Source organism: Paenibacillus sp. XY044 (assembly GCF_002257645.1).
Classification (GTDB): Bacteria; Bacillota; Bacilli; order Paenibacillales; family Paenibacillaceae; genus Paenibacillus_AQ.
In genome coordinates this window covers 1,226,686-1,241,962 of sequence record NZ_NQMO01000001.1, presented here as the reverse complement: position 1 = coordinate 1,241,962, position 15,277 = coordinate 1,226,686, and the positions used below count along the sequence as shown (strand labels likewise).

Annotated in this window: 11 protein-coding genes; all 11 read right to left on the bottom strand. The window is 54.0% G+C overall.

Features of this window, described 5'->3' with window-relative positions; all coding sequences use genetic code 11:
• Positions 1–189 precede the first annotated feature (189 nt).
• A complete protein-coding gene (locus tag CJP46_RS05780; protein ID WP_094594605.1) occupies positions 190–507 on the bottom strand; it encodes a thioredoxin family protein in 318 nt (105 codons plus the stop codon).
• Positions 508–882, bottom strand: coding sequence for a MerR family transcriptional regulator (locus tag CJP46_RS05775; RefSeq protein WP_094594604.1), 375 nt, complete (start codon positions 880–882; stop codon positions 508–510).
• A 276-nt stretch (positions 883–1,158) separates the two neighbouring features.
• Entirely contained in the window at positions 1,159–3,231 is a 2,073-nt protein-coding gene (locus CJP46_RS05770) for a serine hydrolase domain-containing protein (RefSeq protein WP_094594603.1), read from the bottom strand.
• Positions 3,232–3,415: 184 nt separating this feature from the next.
• The gene (locus tag CJP46_RS05765) at positions 3,416–5,662 is read right to left on the bottom strand and encodes an FAD-dependent oxidoreductase (protein ID WP_094594602.1); all 2,247 of its coding nucleotides are present in this window, start codon (positions 5,660–5,662) and stop codon (positions 3,416–3,418) included.
• A 4-nt stretch (positions 5,663–5,666) separates the two neighbouring features.
• Positions 5,667–6,512 (bottom strand): carbohydrate ABC transporter permease, encoded by an 846-nt coding sequence (locus tag CJP46_RS05760; protein ID WP_179281044.1) that lies wholly within the window; start codon positions 6,510–6,512, stop codon positions 5,667–5,669.
• A gap of 23 nt (positions 6,513–6,535) precedes the next feature.
• The gene (locus CJP46_RS05755; RefSeq protein WP_094594600.1) at positions 6,536–7,417 is read right to left on the bottom strand and encodes a carbohydrate ABC transporter permease; all 882 of its coding nucleotides are present in this window, start codon (positions 7,415–7,417) and stop codon (positions 6,536–6,538) included.
• Between the two features lie 269 nt (positions 7,418–7,686).
• Positions 7,687–9,024 carry an ABC transporter substrate-binding protein gene (locus CJP46_RS05750; RefSeq protein WP_256992202.1) on the bottom strand — a complete coding sequence of 446 codons (1,338 nt, stop codon included), beginning with the start codon at positions 9,022–9,024 and terminating at the stop codon, positions 7,687–7,689.
• A gap of 151 nt (positions 9,025–9,175) precedes the next feature.
• Positions 9,176–9,925 (bottom strand): response regulator, encoded by a 750-nt coding sequence (locus CJP46_RS05745; RefSeq protein WP_094594599.1) that lies wholly within the window; start codon positions 9,923–9,925, stop codon positions 9,176–9,178.
• Between the two features lie 116 nt (positions 9,926–10,041).
• Complete coding sequence (locus CJP46_RS05740) at positions 10,042–11,832, bottom strand: cache domain-containing sensor histidine kinase (protein ID WP_094594598.1); 1,791 nt, start codon at positions 11,830–11,832, stop codon at positions 10,042–10,044.
• Between the two features lie 525 nt (positions 11,833–12,357).
• Positions 12,358–13,635, bottom strand: coding sequence for an L-rhamnose isomerase (rhaA, locus tag CJP46_RS05735; RefSeq protein ID WP_094594597.1), 1,278 nt, complete (start codon positions 13,633–13,635; stop codon positions 12,358–12,360).
• Positions 13,636–13,672: 37 nt separating this feature from the next.
• Positions 13,673–15,121 (bottom strand): rhamnulokinase, encoded by a 1,449-nt coding sequence (gene rhaB / locus CJP46_RS05730; protein ID WP_094594596.1) that lies wholly within the window; start codon positions 15,119–15,121, stop codon positions 13,673–13,675.
• Positions 15,122–15,277 lie beyond the last annotated feature (156 nt).

The window sequence follows — 15,277 nt, the reverse complement described above, 5'->3', positions numbered from 1 at the left end:
TTTTTATCGATCGGTTTGTGTTTTCTTACTCCTCCTCCAACAAACAAAGACGGCGACCGGCACACATGCAAAAAGCCATGCTTCCGGAACCGCCGCCTGATATGCTAATCCCCAATATCCTCGCAGATGTCAAGCATCCCCCGTGACTGGAAACGCTGCCTCACTTCACTTACAGCTTGATACCTTTTGTCAGCTGTGCTTGGATACAATCTGCTCGTAAACACTCTTCGGCCGCAGGCCGACCAGCTTCTCAACGGGCTCTCCGTCGCGGAACACGATGACTGTCGGAACGGACATCACCCGAAATTGGCTGGCGGTAGCTGGAGACTCATCGCAGTCCACTTGAAGGAACTGCACCTGATCTCCCAATTCTCCGGACAATTCGTCCAGCAGGGGGAGCAGTTTCTTGCAGGGTGGACACCATACCGCCCCAAATTCCACCAACGTGGTTCCCTGGGTTTTTATTTGTGACACAAACGTCGTATCATTGACCGCTTGGATACTCATTTAAAATTCCTCCTGACCGGATTTAGTTCGCTCGAGCAAGATGGAATCGATGCGCTCGGTTAAATTGGCCCGGATGCTGGTCAGCACCTGAATCTGTTTATCGATCTCCTGAAGCTTCTGCTGGTAGATCGGCAGCACGTCTTTACAAAAGGCTTCCTTGTTCTGCAAAACGCACTGCAAAATTCCGGAAATTTCGTCGGTGGACAATCCGAGGTTCAAATACAACTGGATCGCCTCAACCTGCTCTACCGCAAACGGGGTATATTCCCTGTACCCGTTATCCTTTCGTAGCGGTGCAAGCAGCCCCTTTTGTTCATAATAACGAAGGGAACGAATGCTGACACCGGTCCGCTCCGCCAATTCTCCAATATTCATGGCCCAATCTCCTCCTTCCTGCCCGGTTCGTCTTTATTGTAATCCCTGACACTAATGTGAGGGTCAAGAGCGGATCGAATGCGAGCTGCGGATTTAACTTATTTTACTGTATACGAGCTGTGTAATCCAAAAGGATGGCGGCTCATTGGTTACAGCCAGGATTTCTCCCGCTATAACGAAACAAACCACCGTCCCTTCAGCAAGTGAAGGATGCGGTGGTTTGGTGTTAAACCGATATGAAGTGATGAGATATGATAGCAGGTTACATGTAGTATATTATTTTTTCTCCAGTTCGATGCTGAACGAAGATCCGGCGTCACCTGCGAAAACAATCGTTCCGTTCTTGGGCAGAACGACTTGGTTGGATCCACTGGCTTCGCTCATATTTACGCAGTTGCCTTCAGCGTCATAAACGACGAATCCGCCTTCGACCGGAAGCTTCACCGTCATCGTTTTTCCGGCGGCCGCCTCCGGAACCGTGAACCATCTTGCGTAACCATCAGCCTTGATGCTTACGTTCGAGAGTTTGCCATGGTACAGCGGCTTAACCAGATCCTCGCTGACGAACACGCTTCCTGCGGCTTCCAGGTACTCGGCACCCTCTTTTTTATAGAAGCTGTACTCCGAAGTATCCCGGCCGCCCATGCCCGGAACCTGCAGAACGCTGGCTGCCGTATTCGGTCCGGTAATTTTCTTGTCGTTCAAATACCCTTGGAAATCTTGGGCCCGCTTAATCTCCAGCGTTGGCTTCATCAAGTACATGATCGACGTGTATTTCTCGTTTACCGGGTAATAGGTTTTGCCTTCGCGCTGCTCCCATGCTTTGGCCGTGTCTTTCGTCAACGGGTTGCTGTCCAGCTTCTGGGCCAGATAATGGGACAATGCAATTTGCCCGAGCTCAGGAATGCTGCTGTATTCCCGGACCCAGAGGTAAGTCAAACCGTTCTTTTCGGTCACAAAGCTGACTTCGGCGGTACCCGCTTCGTTCACGAATGTTCCGTCCGAAGTGTACACATACTTCTCCGCCGGATACTCAGGCACATTCGGAACCGTGACGGACATCATTCCGTCCTTCAGGTCAACCTTGACCAGTTGATTGGTCGAGCCGTAATATCCCGCATTCTTCTTCAGATCCTCCGGCATGCTGGCAGGAACCGGCTTCCCGAACGATTTATCCGGCTTGATCTCCTTGATCGTCCCTTTTTCTTTCAGCGCCTCCAGAAGAATCTGGGTCGCCAGGAGCTGGTTCGTCGAACTGCTTCCGCCTGAGGATACGACGGCTGCGGCCATGTTCTGATCCGGAAGGGCGATCAGCGAAGCGTGGTACAGAATCGTATCCCCGCCTTTGACAACCGCTTTGATATTATAGTCGTTAAACGGATACAGCCTTACGCTGTCCCAGCCTAGCCCGTAGTCGAAGGAATTATCCGCATCTTTCGGCCATAGTCCATTTTTGTATTCAGGCTGACCCATGGCCTCCACCGACTTGGCGGACAGGATGCCTTGCTGTTGCCCGGTAAAGATTTGCGAGAACCGTACCAAATCTTCCGCAGTGGAATAAATACCTCCCGCACCGATCACGTTGACCGTTTCATTCGGAAGCTGCTGCTGGATGCCTGGATAATACAGCCCTGCCGTTTGTGCCGTATCCACCATATCCTGCGAAGTTTTCGTGTTCTTCATGTCCAGCGGTTCGGTGAAATACTGATGAACGAAGGCGGTAAATTTCATCCCGCTAACGCGTTCCACCAAGATCTCCGCCAGCGTAAAGCCGTCGTTGCAATACACTGAGAAAGCGCCCGGATCGGCCTTCAAGCTTTGCTTGGACAGCTGCTCTAACAGTGTGTCGTGCGCGTAAGGGTCCGAGTCTTCAAACAAGAACGCATTATTCAGGCTGGATCCTTGAAACCCTGAGGAATGGTTCAGCAGCATGCGCGGGGTGATTTGCTTGTAGCGCTCATCCTTCATCTTGAAATCCGGTATGTACTGTACAAGCGGAGTGTCCAGATTGATTTTCCCCTCGTCGACCAGCTTCATGACGGCGGCGGCCGTAAACATTTTACTCGTTGAGCCGATGCCGTACATCGTGCCGCTCGTAAGCGGAACCTTGCCCCCTTCATCATTCGTTCCGGTTTGGCCGGAAACTTGGATCTTCCCTTGATCGATGAGCGCGTACTGCACGCTGACCGTTCCGTACTGCTTCGTGAGCAATGCCGCCTTTTCCGTGGCGATTTGTTCCAGCCCTTTAGCGGGAACCGCTGCTTCCGTGCCCGACGCCATCGCCGCGGTCGGAACCAGCGGAGTCAATGTCAGCGCGGCAGTCAGAAGCCATGCCATCCTTTTTTTCATGAATGAACCTCCTTTTGTTGGATTATTCAGTATTACGTTTTCAATCCCGGATATGGTTCAGTTTTCCAACAAAAAAGGAACTTCGTCTCATTCTGCGGTTCGCTATAGGACCAACTATCTAATTTTCGCAACGCCGAAAAGGCAGCCATCCTTGTGTATGGGCTGCCTTAAACAGTGCAACTAATCAGTACACCCGAATCTCTACGAGCTCGGCGGCGGAAGCGCCGTTGGTTTCTTCGATCACGATGCGCAAGGCATCGGCGGCAATACGATTATGCAAACAAATCCGATTGCTTCTGCGCCGGTTTTCTTTTGCAGCTGCAATCGTGATCCATTCTCCATGAGTCCGTGCCACGATCCGGTAAGACTTGACCAGTTCAGGGATGACATCGAAGGGTGTGCGATGATGATGCAGGTTGATCAGGTCTTCGTTTACATCATCGTTCCACGTCAGCCGGACTTCCTGCAGCGTGATTTCTCCCTCCCATGTCAACTGAAGCCACGCCTCATCTTCCGGTCCAATCGTATCCGATGCCCATAAATTCGGCCCCCCGAAGGGCCGCTTGTAACCGCCGACCGCCTTCGCCGGCGAATAGGCATCGGTCATGCCCTTGACCTTGAAGCAGAACGGCAGCCGGACCAGCGCTTTCATGCTCCATGCCACGACGGGCTGATTCTCGTCATGGTCCTCCAGAGCAGCCGAGGCGTTAGGTACAGCGCCCTTCTCAAAAGCAAGGACGCCGCTAAGCGGTTCGGACGCCTGGTACAAGCTGATATCCGGATTCCTGCGGATGACGACAAAAGCATTCTGCGGCGTATCCGGCGCCCATGCCAGTGGAAGGGATACCCACTGCGCTTCGCCTCTGAGGACGGCCTTTTCGGCTTCAGCCACTTTGGAGCACGGAACGTAGTTTTCCGGACGGCCGGTGCTCCACAGTTCCACGGCAAGCCGGGTATCTTCGCTCGCGTTCACGAGCAGCTCAAGCCCTTCCATCGCCGGCTCCACCGGAAACAAAATTGCGGCATCCCGCTCCAGCCGGTAGGCTGAATGCGGCTTGGTAACGCCGATGCTGCCGCGAATCGACGCTGCCGATACCTTTGCCAGGCGGGCCAGGTCCCGGTCGTCTTCATGCCTGAGGCCGATGACGGATGCATCCTGCCGGAGCAGCGTCTGCTGCAGCTCATGCAGATGTGAGCGGTAAATATCGCGCGGCGAAACACCCTTCGCCGCGCACAGCGAAGCGGCGGTGCCGGCCGCTTCCCCCATCACCGCGCAGGTCGCCATGACGCGCGTCGTCCCAAACGCCACGTGGGAAGCGCTGATATTGCGGCCGGCAAACAACAGATTCAAGACGTTCGCCGAATACAGGCTGCGGTACGGGATATGATAGATGCCGTCTGCGTGCATATGCTTGGAGCCGCTGGCTTCGGCATACATCCCCTGCGGCGGATGCAGGTCGATGGACCAGCCGCCGAAGGCGATGCGGTCAGGAAACGGTTCCTGCGCAATGATGTCGTTTTGGTTCAGCACGTAGTCGCCGATAAAGCGGCGGTACTCCCGTTTTCCCGGAATGGAACCGACCCACTCCAGCGTCATGGTATCAGCCTCGAACTGCCCCGAATTTTTGATATAGTCCCAAATGCCGTAAATGACCGACCACAGTTCGTCCCGAATGACTTCATTGTCGTGGACCGTATCCCGTTCGCCGCCCCACTCGATCCACCAATAATGGCAGCCCGAGTCGCCGCTGCGGATGACCCGCTTGATCGGGATCGGCGTTTGCGTAATATCCTTGGCGAAGGAAGGCGGTACGAACCGGACGGGATGTCCTGCGTCCTTCGTGTAGAACAACAGCGTGCTGCCCAAGGTGATGGCATCCGCTTCATCCGGCGCCCACGCTTCCCCATATTCACGGGAGGATTCCCGGCCGATCCGGTACCGGGCACCGGCCATAAAACCGACGAGGCCGTCGCCTGTACAATCCAGAAAGAGCGGGCTTTCCAGGCGGATGCGCCGCTCGGAGCCCATCATCCAGCCGGTCACCGACCGGATCGTCCGGTTCTCCTCCGGACCGTCCGCCTCGACTTCATGCACATCGGTATTCAGCAGCAGCGTGATGTTCGGCTCCGCCCGCACCGCTTCCAGGATCACCAAATCCCACAGGTACGGATTGCCGTCCGGATTGCGGTACTGGTTCTCCACGAACAGCTCGCCCATGATGCCGGTCTCCCTTGCGTACCGGTTGATGCCGTGTGCGGTCGCCCCGCACACCCACACCCGCACCTCGCTGCTTGAATTCCCGCCCAGGACCGGACGGTTGTTCACAAGCACGACCTTGCTGCCGAGCCTTGCCGCCGCAATGGCGGCGCATACGCCGGCCAGCCCGCCGCCAATGACAGTCACGTCGCTTAATATCGTCTCGGTTTTCATCTTCTCACCCTTTCACCGCAGAGTTGGTCAAGCCTTGAATAATGTAGCGCTGGCCGATCGCAAACACGACGATCATCGGGACAATGCCCGCAGACGCCGCGGCCATCATGCCGTTGTAGTCCACCGTATTTTCCAGAATAAAATTCTGAAGTCCAAGCGGAATGGTGTACAGCCGCTCATCGATCAAAAAGACCAGCGCGTTCTCGTAATCGTTCCACTGCCAGGAGAAATCGATGATGGCCAAGGTGGCCAGCGCCGGTTTGGCGAGAGGCAGAATGAGCCGGAAGAAAATCCGGAAATGCCCTGCTCCATCGATAAAGGCCGACTCGGAAATCTCATGCGGAATGGACAGAAAGAACTGGCGCAGCATGAATACGCCGAAAATCGTGAACAACCCGGGCAGAATCAGTGCAAGATGCGTATTATAGATGCCGGCCCATTCAAACATGATAAACTTGGGCACGAACAGCACCTGAGGGGGAATCATCATCATGGATAAATATAGCATGAACAGTGCATTTCTTCCCTTGAATTCGATCCGGGCAAAGCCGTATGCCGCGAAGGCGGACAGGAAGGTGGCTCCCGCCATGCCGATGAAGGCAATCTTCAGCGAGTTCAGGTAATAGGTGCCGAAGCTTTTCGGTCCGGTCCACACCTTGAGGTGATGCTCCCACGTCGGATGCGCGGGAATCCACTCGATCGGGTATTTGAACACCTCGGTCGGTGTTTTCAGGGACGTGCTGATCATCCATAAAAAAGGCATCACCATCACGATGGCCAGCGCCAGCATGATCAGCGTCACCAGCAGCCTGCCCGGTGTGCCGGCCAGCATTCGTTTATTTAGTTCCATGATGTATCAGGCCTCTCTTTCTCTTAATAATGGACCCATCGTTTTTGACCCAGCCATTGGATCACCGTGATGATCAGGATGATGATGAACAGCGCCCATGATATCGTGGCGGCGTAGCCCATGTCGTAATATCGGAAGGCGTTCTGGTAGACGTACAGGGACAGGATGGTCGTGCTGTTTCCGGGACCGCCCTGCGTCGTCGCCTGAATGATGCCGAACGTTTTGATCGTCATGATCATTCCTGTCACCAGCAGCAGGAACGTAGTGGGACTGACGAGAGGCCAGATGATTTTGCGGAGCAGCTGCCCCGCCCGCGCACCGTCGATCTTCGCGGCTTCCAGCAGCTCCGGCGATACCTCCTGCAGGGCCGCCAAATAAATGATCATGTTATAGCCCATCAGGAACCAGACCCAAATGATATCGATCGCAAACATTGAGGAGGTGGTGGTTGACAGCCAGCCCGGCGGATGTTCGAAGCCGATGCCGCGGAGGAATCCGTTGATCGGCCCCTGCTTCGGCTGGAACAGCAGCATCCAGACAAACGCGACGGCCACCCCGCTCGTTATGTACGGCATAAAGTACAGGGCGCGCAGAAGCTTTTTCAGATAGATCCGCTGGTTCAGGATGACCGCAACGACAAAACCGAGCGCAATGGATACCGGTACCGCCACAAGGAACAGCACGGTGTTCTTCAGCGACAGGTAGAACAGTTTGTCGTGCAGCATCCGGGTAATATTATCGAGACCGACGAACCCGACCTTGGGATTCATGAATTTGTAATCCGTGAAGACCAAGCCCAGGGAGTATGCGGCCGGTATGAGAAAGAACAGCAGCACGCCGATCATGCTGGGCCCGATGAAGACGTAACCCAGCCTGCGCTGCCTTCTCATCCAATGGTTGTTCATGCGTTTCGCCTACCTTCTTGTTTTTGATGTCCTCAGTCTAGCAAGCCGGGACGTTTCGCAGAAGGAACAAAACCACCGTCTTCATATCACAAAATGATGCAAAAAAATGCCGCGAGGACGCCCTCGCGGCAGCTGTTCATCAAATCGTTCTATCTATTGAGCAAGCGAATCAATATAGGGATCAACGTATCCGGAATGCAGCAAGGGACGGCCGTCATGCTTGGCCGTCCCTTGTTTTCAGGTGAGCGTGTCACATCCATAGCCATATGTCACTGCTGCGGATTGGATTTTAAATATTCGTTATGCCGTTTGACCATGGCCGCCACCGTCGCGTCCAGGTCCTGGGATCCCAGGAAGTACTTCTCGTATTCCTGCGAGCGCAGATCCATAACCTCCTGCGGAACGGTACGGACGAAGGTCGGCGTCTTGTTGTCGAACATGACGTACATCAAGGATTCCTGATCGTAGGTGTCTCCCTTGTCGCCCAGCATGCTCTTCAGCGCCGTATCCTGATCCGCATCCTTGGATGCAGGCAGACGCCCGCCCGCCGCCATCGGCGCCATGCCGCCGTCCGCGTACCATTTCAGGAACTCCCAAGCTTCCTTCTGATACTTGGACTTGGCGTTGATCGAAATATAATCGCCCAGACCGCCGCGCGTCACATAGTTAGCGGCATCTTCTTCAAGTCTCGGTACCGGGGCAAACGCGATTTTGAAATCGCGCGGATAATCGGTAAAGTTGTTGGAACTGCGGAGCAGCCATGCCCCGATGTTCAGCATCGGCACTTCGCCACTCAGAAACATTTGCTCGACCGGCATTTTGGACGTCAGCTGCTCACCGAGCGGTGGCGTCGTCTTGTCATCCTTCATCATACCGTTCAAGCTTTCCAGCCATTTGCTCACCAGAGGATGATCCAGATTGGAGCTTCCATCTTGTTTGGTGTACCCTTCTTTGGCGAGCACGGAGTCGATCGGGTCGACATACGGCTCGGTATTTTGGATGAATCCATAGCCGTCGCCTTTCTTCAGCTTCTTGGCGTATTCCCTCATGTCGTCCCAGGTCCAATCCTTCGGTACCGGAAGGTTGGCCGCATCAAGAGCATCCTTGTTCAGCGCTACGAAAAACGAGCTTTTCGTCGTCGGCACGCCGTAATATTTGCCGTCAATCTTCCAACCGGCCGCTTCAGGCCCCATTTTCTCATCAATATTATAGTCCGTGAACGTGCTCAGATCTGCCGCAGCCCCCGAAGTAACCCGTTTCGTCGCCTGCGAAGCGGAATAATTGACGAACAGATCGACATCCTGGCCGGTCATGATCGCCGTATCCAGCTTCAGGTTGCCTTCATCGTCATTTACAAAGCGCACGTATTCCACTTGAATGTCCGGGTGATCCTTGTTCCAGGCGTCCACAACCTCCTGCGGTCCGGCCTCCGGCGGAACTCCGCCCCACATTTTCAGTTTGACGGCACCGCCTGAAGCGGACGAAGCGGTTTTTGCATTGCCAACTGCCCCTTCGGCGTCCCCTTTACTGCCGCCAGAGCAGCCCGATACCATGCCCGCGATCATCACCAACGATACGAATCCCGCAAGCCAACCTTTTTTTCTCAATTGAAGCCCCCCGTATCCAATAGGATTGTTTGTTGCAGCTCAAGGATAGCAAAGCGGCGGGTCCTGCCGTAAGTAACAGAATCATGATTCCCATGGAACAGATATACGCAGTTCGGCGTCGCATGACCGGACACTGAACATTCATTTTGTTCTATTGCTTCATCCGGTACTGGCTCGGGGTCAACCCCGTCATCCGTTTGAAAATTTTTATAAAATAGTTGTCATTCATAAATCCGACGTTCTGGCAGATCCGATTGACCGGAAGTTCCGTTGTCTTCAAGTATTCGATGGCCTTCTCGACCCTCGTCCGGTGCAGGTAGTGGATCAAGGTCTCCCCGGTTTTCTTTTTAAACAAGGCGCTGACGTAGTTTTCCCCCATCATCACATAACGGGCGAGCGATTTGAGAGTAATGTCCTGATCGTAGTTTTGTTCGATATACTCCATAATTTTGTTCACTTCAGGGTGCGTGATCTTCTCCCGGGCCGCCGGCTGCCGAACCGGCCGTTCAACCGATGTTTGCTGGGCAGACAGTTCCCTGCTCACTTTAACCAGCGTCTCCCGAAGATCCTTAACGCTCATGGACAGCTTCAAAATATAGTTGGACGCCCCGTATTCCATCGCTCTGCGCATGGATTCAAAGTCACCGATGCAGGTCAGCATGACGAATTTGGACCCGATACCGGCTTTCCGCGTTTCCTGCAGGAGCTCAAGGCCGTCCATCTGCGGCATGACGATATCGCACAGCACCAGGTCCGGAGGATCTCTCTTGATCATCGGGAGCGCTTCCAGTCCGTTGCTAGCCTCGCCTGCGAGCATAAAGCCCATTTCCTCCCACCGGATAATCTCCTTGACCGATTCCCTCACGAAGGTTTCGTCTTCAACCAGCAGCACTTTCCACATGCGTGTTCACTCCTTAAAAACTAGATAGAAAAAGTCAAAGATAGCCATAACTCTATCTTGAACCTGTCCACATACCAGGTAATGAGTCCAATCAACTTTTGATCAATCTATAATGATCATGATATCGATTGACGTGTATTGTCATAAGGTTCGGACAGCAGCACGGGCAGGTGCATCCGGCACAGCGTGCCCTGCTCAAGCGGGATGATCTCAAGCTCCCCTTTGTCCTTGAACAAGAGGCGAAGCCGCTCCCTGACATTTTGCAATCCGATACTCGGACGCTTGCGGACTTCATCCCGATTTGCGCTGGACTGATCGATGCCGATGCCATTGTCTTCGACTTCCAGAGTGAGCCGCTCCGAGAGCAGCGGGCTGCGTCCCATACGGATCAGAATCCGTCCGCCTTCGGCCATATTGCCGATGCCATGCTTGATCGCATTGTCCACCAGGGGCTGCAGGCTCAGCTTAGGTACGAGCGCGTAAATCAGCTCTTCATCATAGCTGAACTCTACTTGAAAGCGGTTCCCATATCTCACCTGCTGAATATAGAGAAACGCGCGCGTAAGCTCGATTTCATCACGGAGATGAATCAGGTCCACATCGGAGTTAAGGCTCGTCTCCAGCAGCTTCCCGAGGGACAAGCAAATTTCCACGATTTCTTCGCTTCCGCTGCGCAGGCCGATCCACTTAATCGTATTCAGCGTATTCAGCAGAAAGTGAGGGTTCATCTGGGCCAGCAGCATTTGAAAATGCACCGCATCCTTCTGCCGTTCTTCGACCCGCAGCCTCTGGACCAAACCGTTCATATCGACCATCATCGTATTAAACGTCCGGGTCAGCTCCAAAATTTCCCCCTTGTAACGCTTCTCGGGCAGCCGGATCCGTAGATCCTTACGGACCGCTTCTTTCATCTTCATCTGCATATGGGACAACGGTCTTGTAAACGCATGGGCAATCATGAAGGCAACCACAATAAACGCGGCGGTAATGGCGTAAAAGGTCACGAAGTATTGCTTCTTCAGCGTTTCAATCTCCCTGAACAGCAGGTGAAGCGGAATTCGGTCCACGAGGTACCAATCCAGGGAAGACAAATAGCTGTAATTCACCAGCGAATCGGTCTGCTGATCCGTCCAATGGCCGCATTGCGGCATGCTTCCGATTTCGTTGACGGCCGTGTCCGACAACGACGAATCGGGAATCGACCTGGCGATCACCTCACCGGCACGGGTCATAATGAAGTACGCTTGATCGCTTTCGGATTTTTGGAGCATGGATTGAAACCAGAAGGAAAAATCGATGCTGATGCGCGCCAAGCCGTAGGCCTGGTTGCTTCGGTCCCGCAGTTCAGCGTACAAAGACAGCAGGCTTGGACTTTTGCTGACATCCCGTGACACGTAATTGGCGTCGTCGGACACCCAGAGATACGAAGACTTGGCCTCTTTAAGCGCCTTGAAGGATGCGTTCGAAGCAATCTGGCTGTAATTCAGGGATGTATTCGGCGGATAAGACGTATACACATGGCCGCTGTTGTCGAGAAGCGTGAAATAGACGGACGGATTGTACAGGAAAAAGCTGTTGTTGAGTCCTTTGAATTTGTCCTCCATAATCTCCTTGTTGTCCAGGACCGAACGCTCTTCCGGTTTCTGCAGGATGCGCCTCACCTCGGAATCCTGTTCCAGAAAAATCAGCGTCTTGAACGCAATGCTGAGCTGATCCTCAAGCGAACGGTGCAGATTGTCCAGCTGTTCATGGCTCTGCTCGCTGATTTTGTTTTGGACGAGCGATTCGATTTTTTGGTAGTTGTACAAATTCAGCACACTGAACGGGAGTAAAATGACGAGAGCAAACAGGGCAAACAACCGGTATTTCAGCTTGTGGGGGACCAGGTAACCGAGCCATTTCCGCATAACGAGAACTCCTTTTACACACTTGGTGCTCCCATTATATCTCACCCGGTGTCCCCAGATAAGAATGTTCGTGCAAGAGCGTAAATTTGTAGGGTGCAGGATTGCCAAAATCATCAAATCGTTCTATTGACACGCTGCTGTGGTTCCTGACTGGTAAAATAAAAAGGACCGCATTCCCTATGCAGTCCTTCGGGTGAATCCTTGGTTCGATCACGACCAACGCCGTACGTAAAGAACATTGTTCGTTACATGCCGATTCGTGTATAAAAAAAAGACAAGCCGCAGCGTTCGCGGCTTTCCCGAAATCGTAAATCAATTTCTTCCATAATACAGCTTGCGGTTCGTGACATCCACGAGGTACAAAATATCAACGCCGTTATTATTGCGCTCCACGCTAAGCCGCTCGATCAGAGTGGCTTACGCAAATCGCTGGTCATAGTTTTTCATGGCATAAGAAAAAACGACGCCGGAGGTGGCGTCGCTTTTGCACTATCGCTATTCGGTTTCCCTGACCTCTGCCTGAAATTAAGAGTTCTGGACTACGCTATATCTGGCGGATAATTCCTGCTCCTCATAGCTTTTCACTTCATTCAGCCATTGCTCGCGCACCGGCACCCCCTGCGAAGCGCAGTAGTAATCCCACACCGCCCCGAAGGGATAGGATTTGAATTCCTCGGTCAAAGCCAGCCGCGAAGTAAAATCACCTGCAAGCTCCGCCCGCTTCAACTCATCCACCGGTTCCAGCATAGCCCGAAGGAGCGCTTTGATCGTATTGCGGGTGCCGATCACCCAAGCCGCGATGTGATTGATGCTGCCGTCGAAGAAATCCAGGCCGATGCTCGTTCTTGGAAGCAAATCGCCCCGGATCAGCTCGCGGGCGATTTCCAGCAGTTCGTCATCCATCGTGACGACATGGTCGCTGTCCCAGCGCACGGGACGGCTGACATGCAGCAGCAAATGTTCGCTGAACATCAGGATCGACGACAGCTTGTTGCTGATCACTTCGGTTGGATGGAAATGTCCGGCATCGAGACAGACCGATTTACCCCGGGACAACGCGTAACCCATATAAAATTCGTGCGAGCCCACAACATAACTCTCAGACCCCAGACCAAACAGTTTGCTTTCCACCGCGTCGACGTTATATGACTGATCGATCTCTTCGCTGAAAATCTCGTCAAGCGAATCGCGCAGCCGCTGGCGCGGCGACAAGCGGTCGACCGGCGTATCCTTGTAGCCGTCCGGTACCCAGACGTTGGTCACGCAGGGCTGACCCAGCTCGCGGCCGAAATGCTCCGCGATCTTGCGTGATGCCTTGCCGTGGCGGATCCAGAACTGACGGATCTCATCGTCCGCATGGCTGAGCGTAAAGCCGTCGGCCGCTTTTGGATGGGAGAAATACGTAGGATTGAAGTCCAGACCGAGTCCCTGCTCCTTGGCCCAGTCGACCCAGCGCTGAAAATGGCGGGGCTCAAGCTCATCCAGATCCACCTTCTCTTCGGTATCCGCATAAATCGCATGGAGATTCACTTTATGCTTGCCGGGGATCAAGGACAGCGCCTTCTCCAGATCGTCTCTCAGCTGGTCCGGCGTGGCGGCGCGTCCCGGATAACTGCCGGTTACCGCAATTCCTCCGCCAAGCTCCGCATCCCTGAACAAGAAGCCTCTTACATCGTCTCCCTGCCAGCAGTGGAGCGAAATTTTGATCTGCGCCAGCTTCTCCAAAGCTTTATCCACATCGATCCCGTGCTGTGCATACAGCGTTTTGGCATCTTCAAAGCTCTTCTGAATTTGTTGATCCATGTTCCTTACCTCCCAAGAATTGGATATGGTTACATCATCATTTCTTCACGATCCGGTTCCAACGTTCCTTAACCCCGGACACGACGTGGGCCGGTTCATAGCGGGTCACTTCAAAGGATTCAGCGACGGTTCTTCTGGCTTCGTGTATATCCCGGAACACTCCGGCGTGTATCATCTGGACCATCAAGTTGCCGAGCGCCGTGGATTCGACGGGGCCTGCGCAGACCTGGCGGCCGGTGGCGTCCGCTGTCAGCTGGCAAAGGAGCTCGTTTTTCGCTCCGCCACCCACGATGTGCAGAACTTCGATAGCTTCCCCGGTTAGCGCTTCCAATTCGTCCAAATACGTGCCGTAGCTTAAAGCCAAGCTGTCGAAAATGCAGCGTGCCACCTCAGCAACCGATTCCGGAACCTTCTGCCCGGTTTCTTTGCAAAAGCTGCGGATTTCCTCCGCCATGTCCGGAGGATTGAGGAACCGGTCATCGTTGCAGTCGATAAGGCTGCGGTAAGGCTCGCATTGCCCGGCCATTTGGACCAGCTCTGCAAAACTGTAGCGGCCTCCACCCTGTCGGCGGACCTCCTGGATTAACCAAAGGCCGGTTATATTTTTCAAAAATCGGTATGTTCCGTAAGCGCCCCATTCGTTGGTGTAATTCGCTTTCATCGTTTCCTTCGTATTCAGCGGCTGCTCCCGCTCCACGCCCAGCAGGGACCAGGTGCCGCTGCTCAAATAGGCCCAGGAACTTCCCTGGCGGGCAGGCACTCCCAGCACTGCGGAAGCGGTATCATGGGTCGCCGCCACGACGAGGGTGCATGACGGCAAATCATACTGCTGCTGAAGTACCTGGTCCAACCCTCCAAGATAGGTTCCCGGCTCGGTTAACGCGGCAAACTGTTCCCGCCGCAGTCCCAATACCGACAACAGCTCTTCATCGTAATCCCGGGTCTGCAGGTTAAGCAGCTGAGTAGTTGACGCATTAGTTACTTCGTTGATTTGCTTGCCTGATAGCCGGTAATAGAGATAATCCGGTACGAGAAGAATTTGATCCGCCCGCGCCCGTTCGGCCCGGTCATGCGCAAACAGCTGGTAGATCGTGTTGAATGTCAGCTGCTGGATGCCTGTCTTCTCATAGAGGGCTTCGCGGGAAATAAGCTTCTCCACTTCCGCCGGGGCCGAATCCGTGCGCCGGTCACGGTACGCGTAAACCTCCCGCAGCCTTTTGCCCTCCCGGTCGAGCAGTGCATAATCCACCGCCCAGGTATCGATCCCCAAAGTACAGGACTCGACGCCGGCCTTCTTGGCTGCCTGCAGACCCGCAACAATTTGCTCCAGCAAATGCTCGATATCCCAATACAGGGAGCTGTCCTGTTCGCGGAAGCCGTTGTCAAAACGGTGGATTTCCTTTAGCACCAGCTTGGAATCCAGCAGCCTTCCGAGAACGAGACGCCCGCTTGAAGCCCCGATATCGACGGCGATATGAACATCCATACCTCCATCCCCTTTCTGAATCAAGTTCGACCATCCCCATGGAAACGCTTCCTAATTGCACTGCCGTATCAGGAAAAAGTTCTGCCGCCAGCCTTTCTGCAGCTGTCACCATGACCTCTCCGAGCGTCATTTTCCATAGTTTCATGACCAGATCTT

Coding starts and splice junctions, on each gene's coding strand:
- rhaA (WP_094594597.1), bottom strand. CDS start 13,635: ATGGATCAACAAATTCAGAAGAGCTTTGAAGATGCCAAAACGCTGTAT.
- rhaB (WP_094594596.1), bottom strand. CDS start 15,121: ATGGATGTTCATATCGCCGTCGATATCGGGGCTTCAAGCGGGCGTCTC.
- CJP46_RS05755 (WP_094594600.1), bottom strand. CDS start 7,417: ATGAACAACCATTGGATGAGAAGGCAGCGCAGGCTGGGTTACGTCTTC.
- CJP46_RS05745 (WP_094594599.1), bottom strand. CDS start 9,925: ATGTGGAAAGTGCTGCTGGTTGAAGACGAAACCTTCGTGAGGGAATCG.
- CJP46_RS05775 (WP_094594604.1), bottom strand. CDS start 882: ATGAATATTGGAGAATTGGCGGAGCGGACCGGTGTCAGCATTCGTTCC.
- CJP46_RS05780 (WP_094594605.1), bottom strand. CDS start 507: ATGAGTATCCAAGCGGTCAATGATACGACGTTTGTGTCACAAATAAAA.
- CJP46_RS05760 (WP_179281044.1), bottom strand. CDS start 6,512: ATGGAACTAAATAAACGAATGCTGGCCGGCACACCGGGCAGGCTGCTG.
- CJP46_RS05770 (WP_094594603.1), bottom strand. CDS start 3,231: ATGAAAAAAAGGATGGCATGGCTTCTGACTGCCGCGCTGACATTGACT.
- CJP46_RS05765 (WP_094594602.1), bottom strand. CDS start 5,662: ATGAAAACCGAGACGATATTAAGCGACGTGACTGTCATTGGCGGCGGG.
- CJP46_RS05740 (WP_094594598.1), bottom strand. CDS start 11,832: ATGCGGAAATGGCTCGGTTACCTGGTCCCCCACAAGCTGAAATACCGG.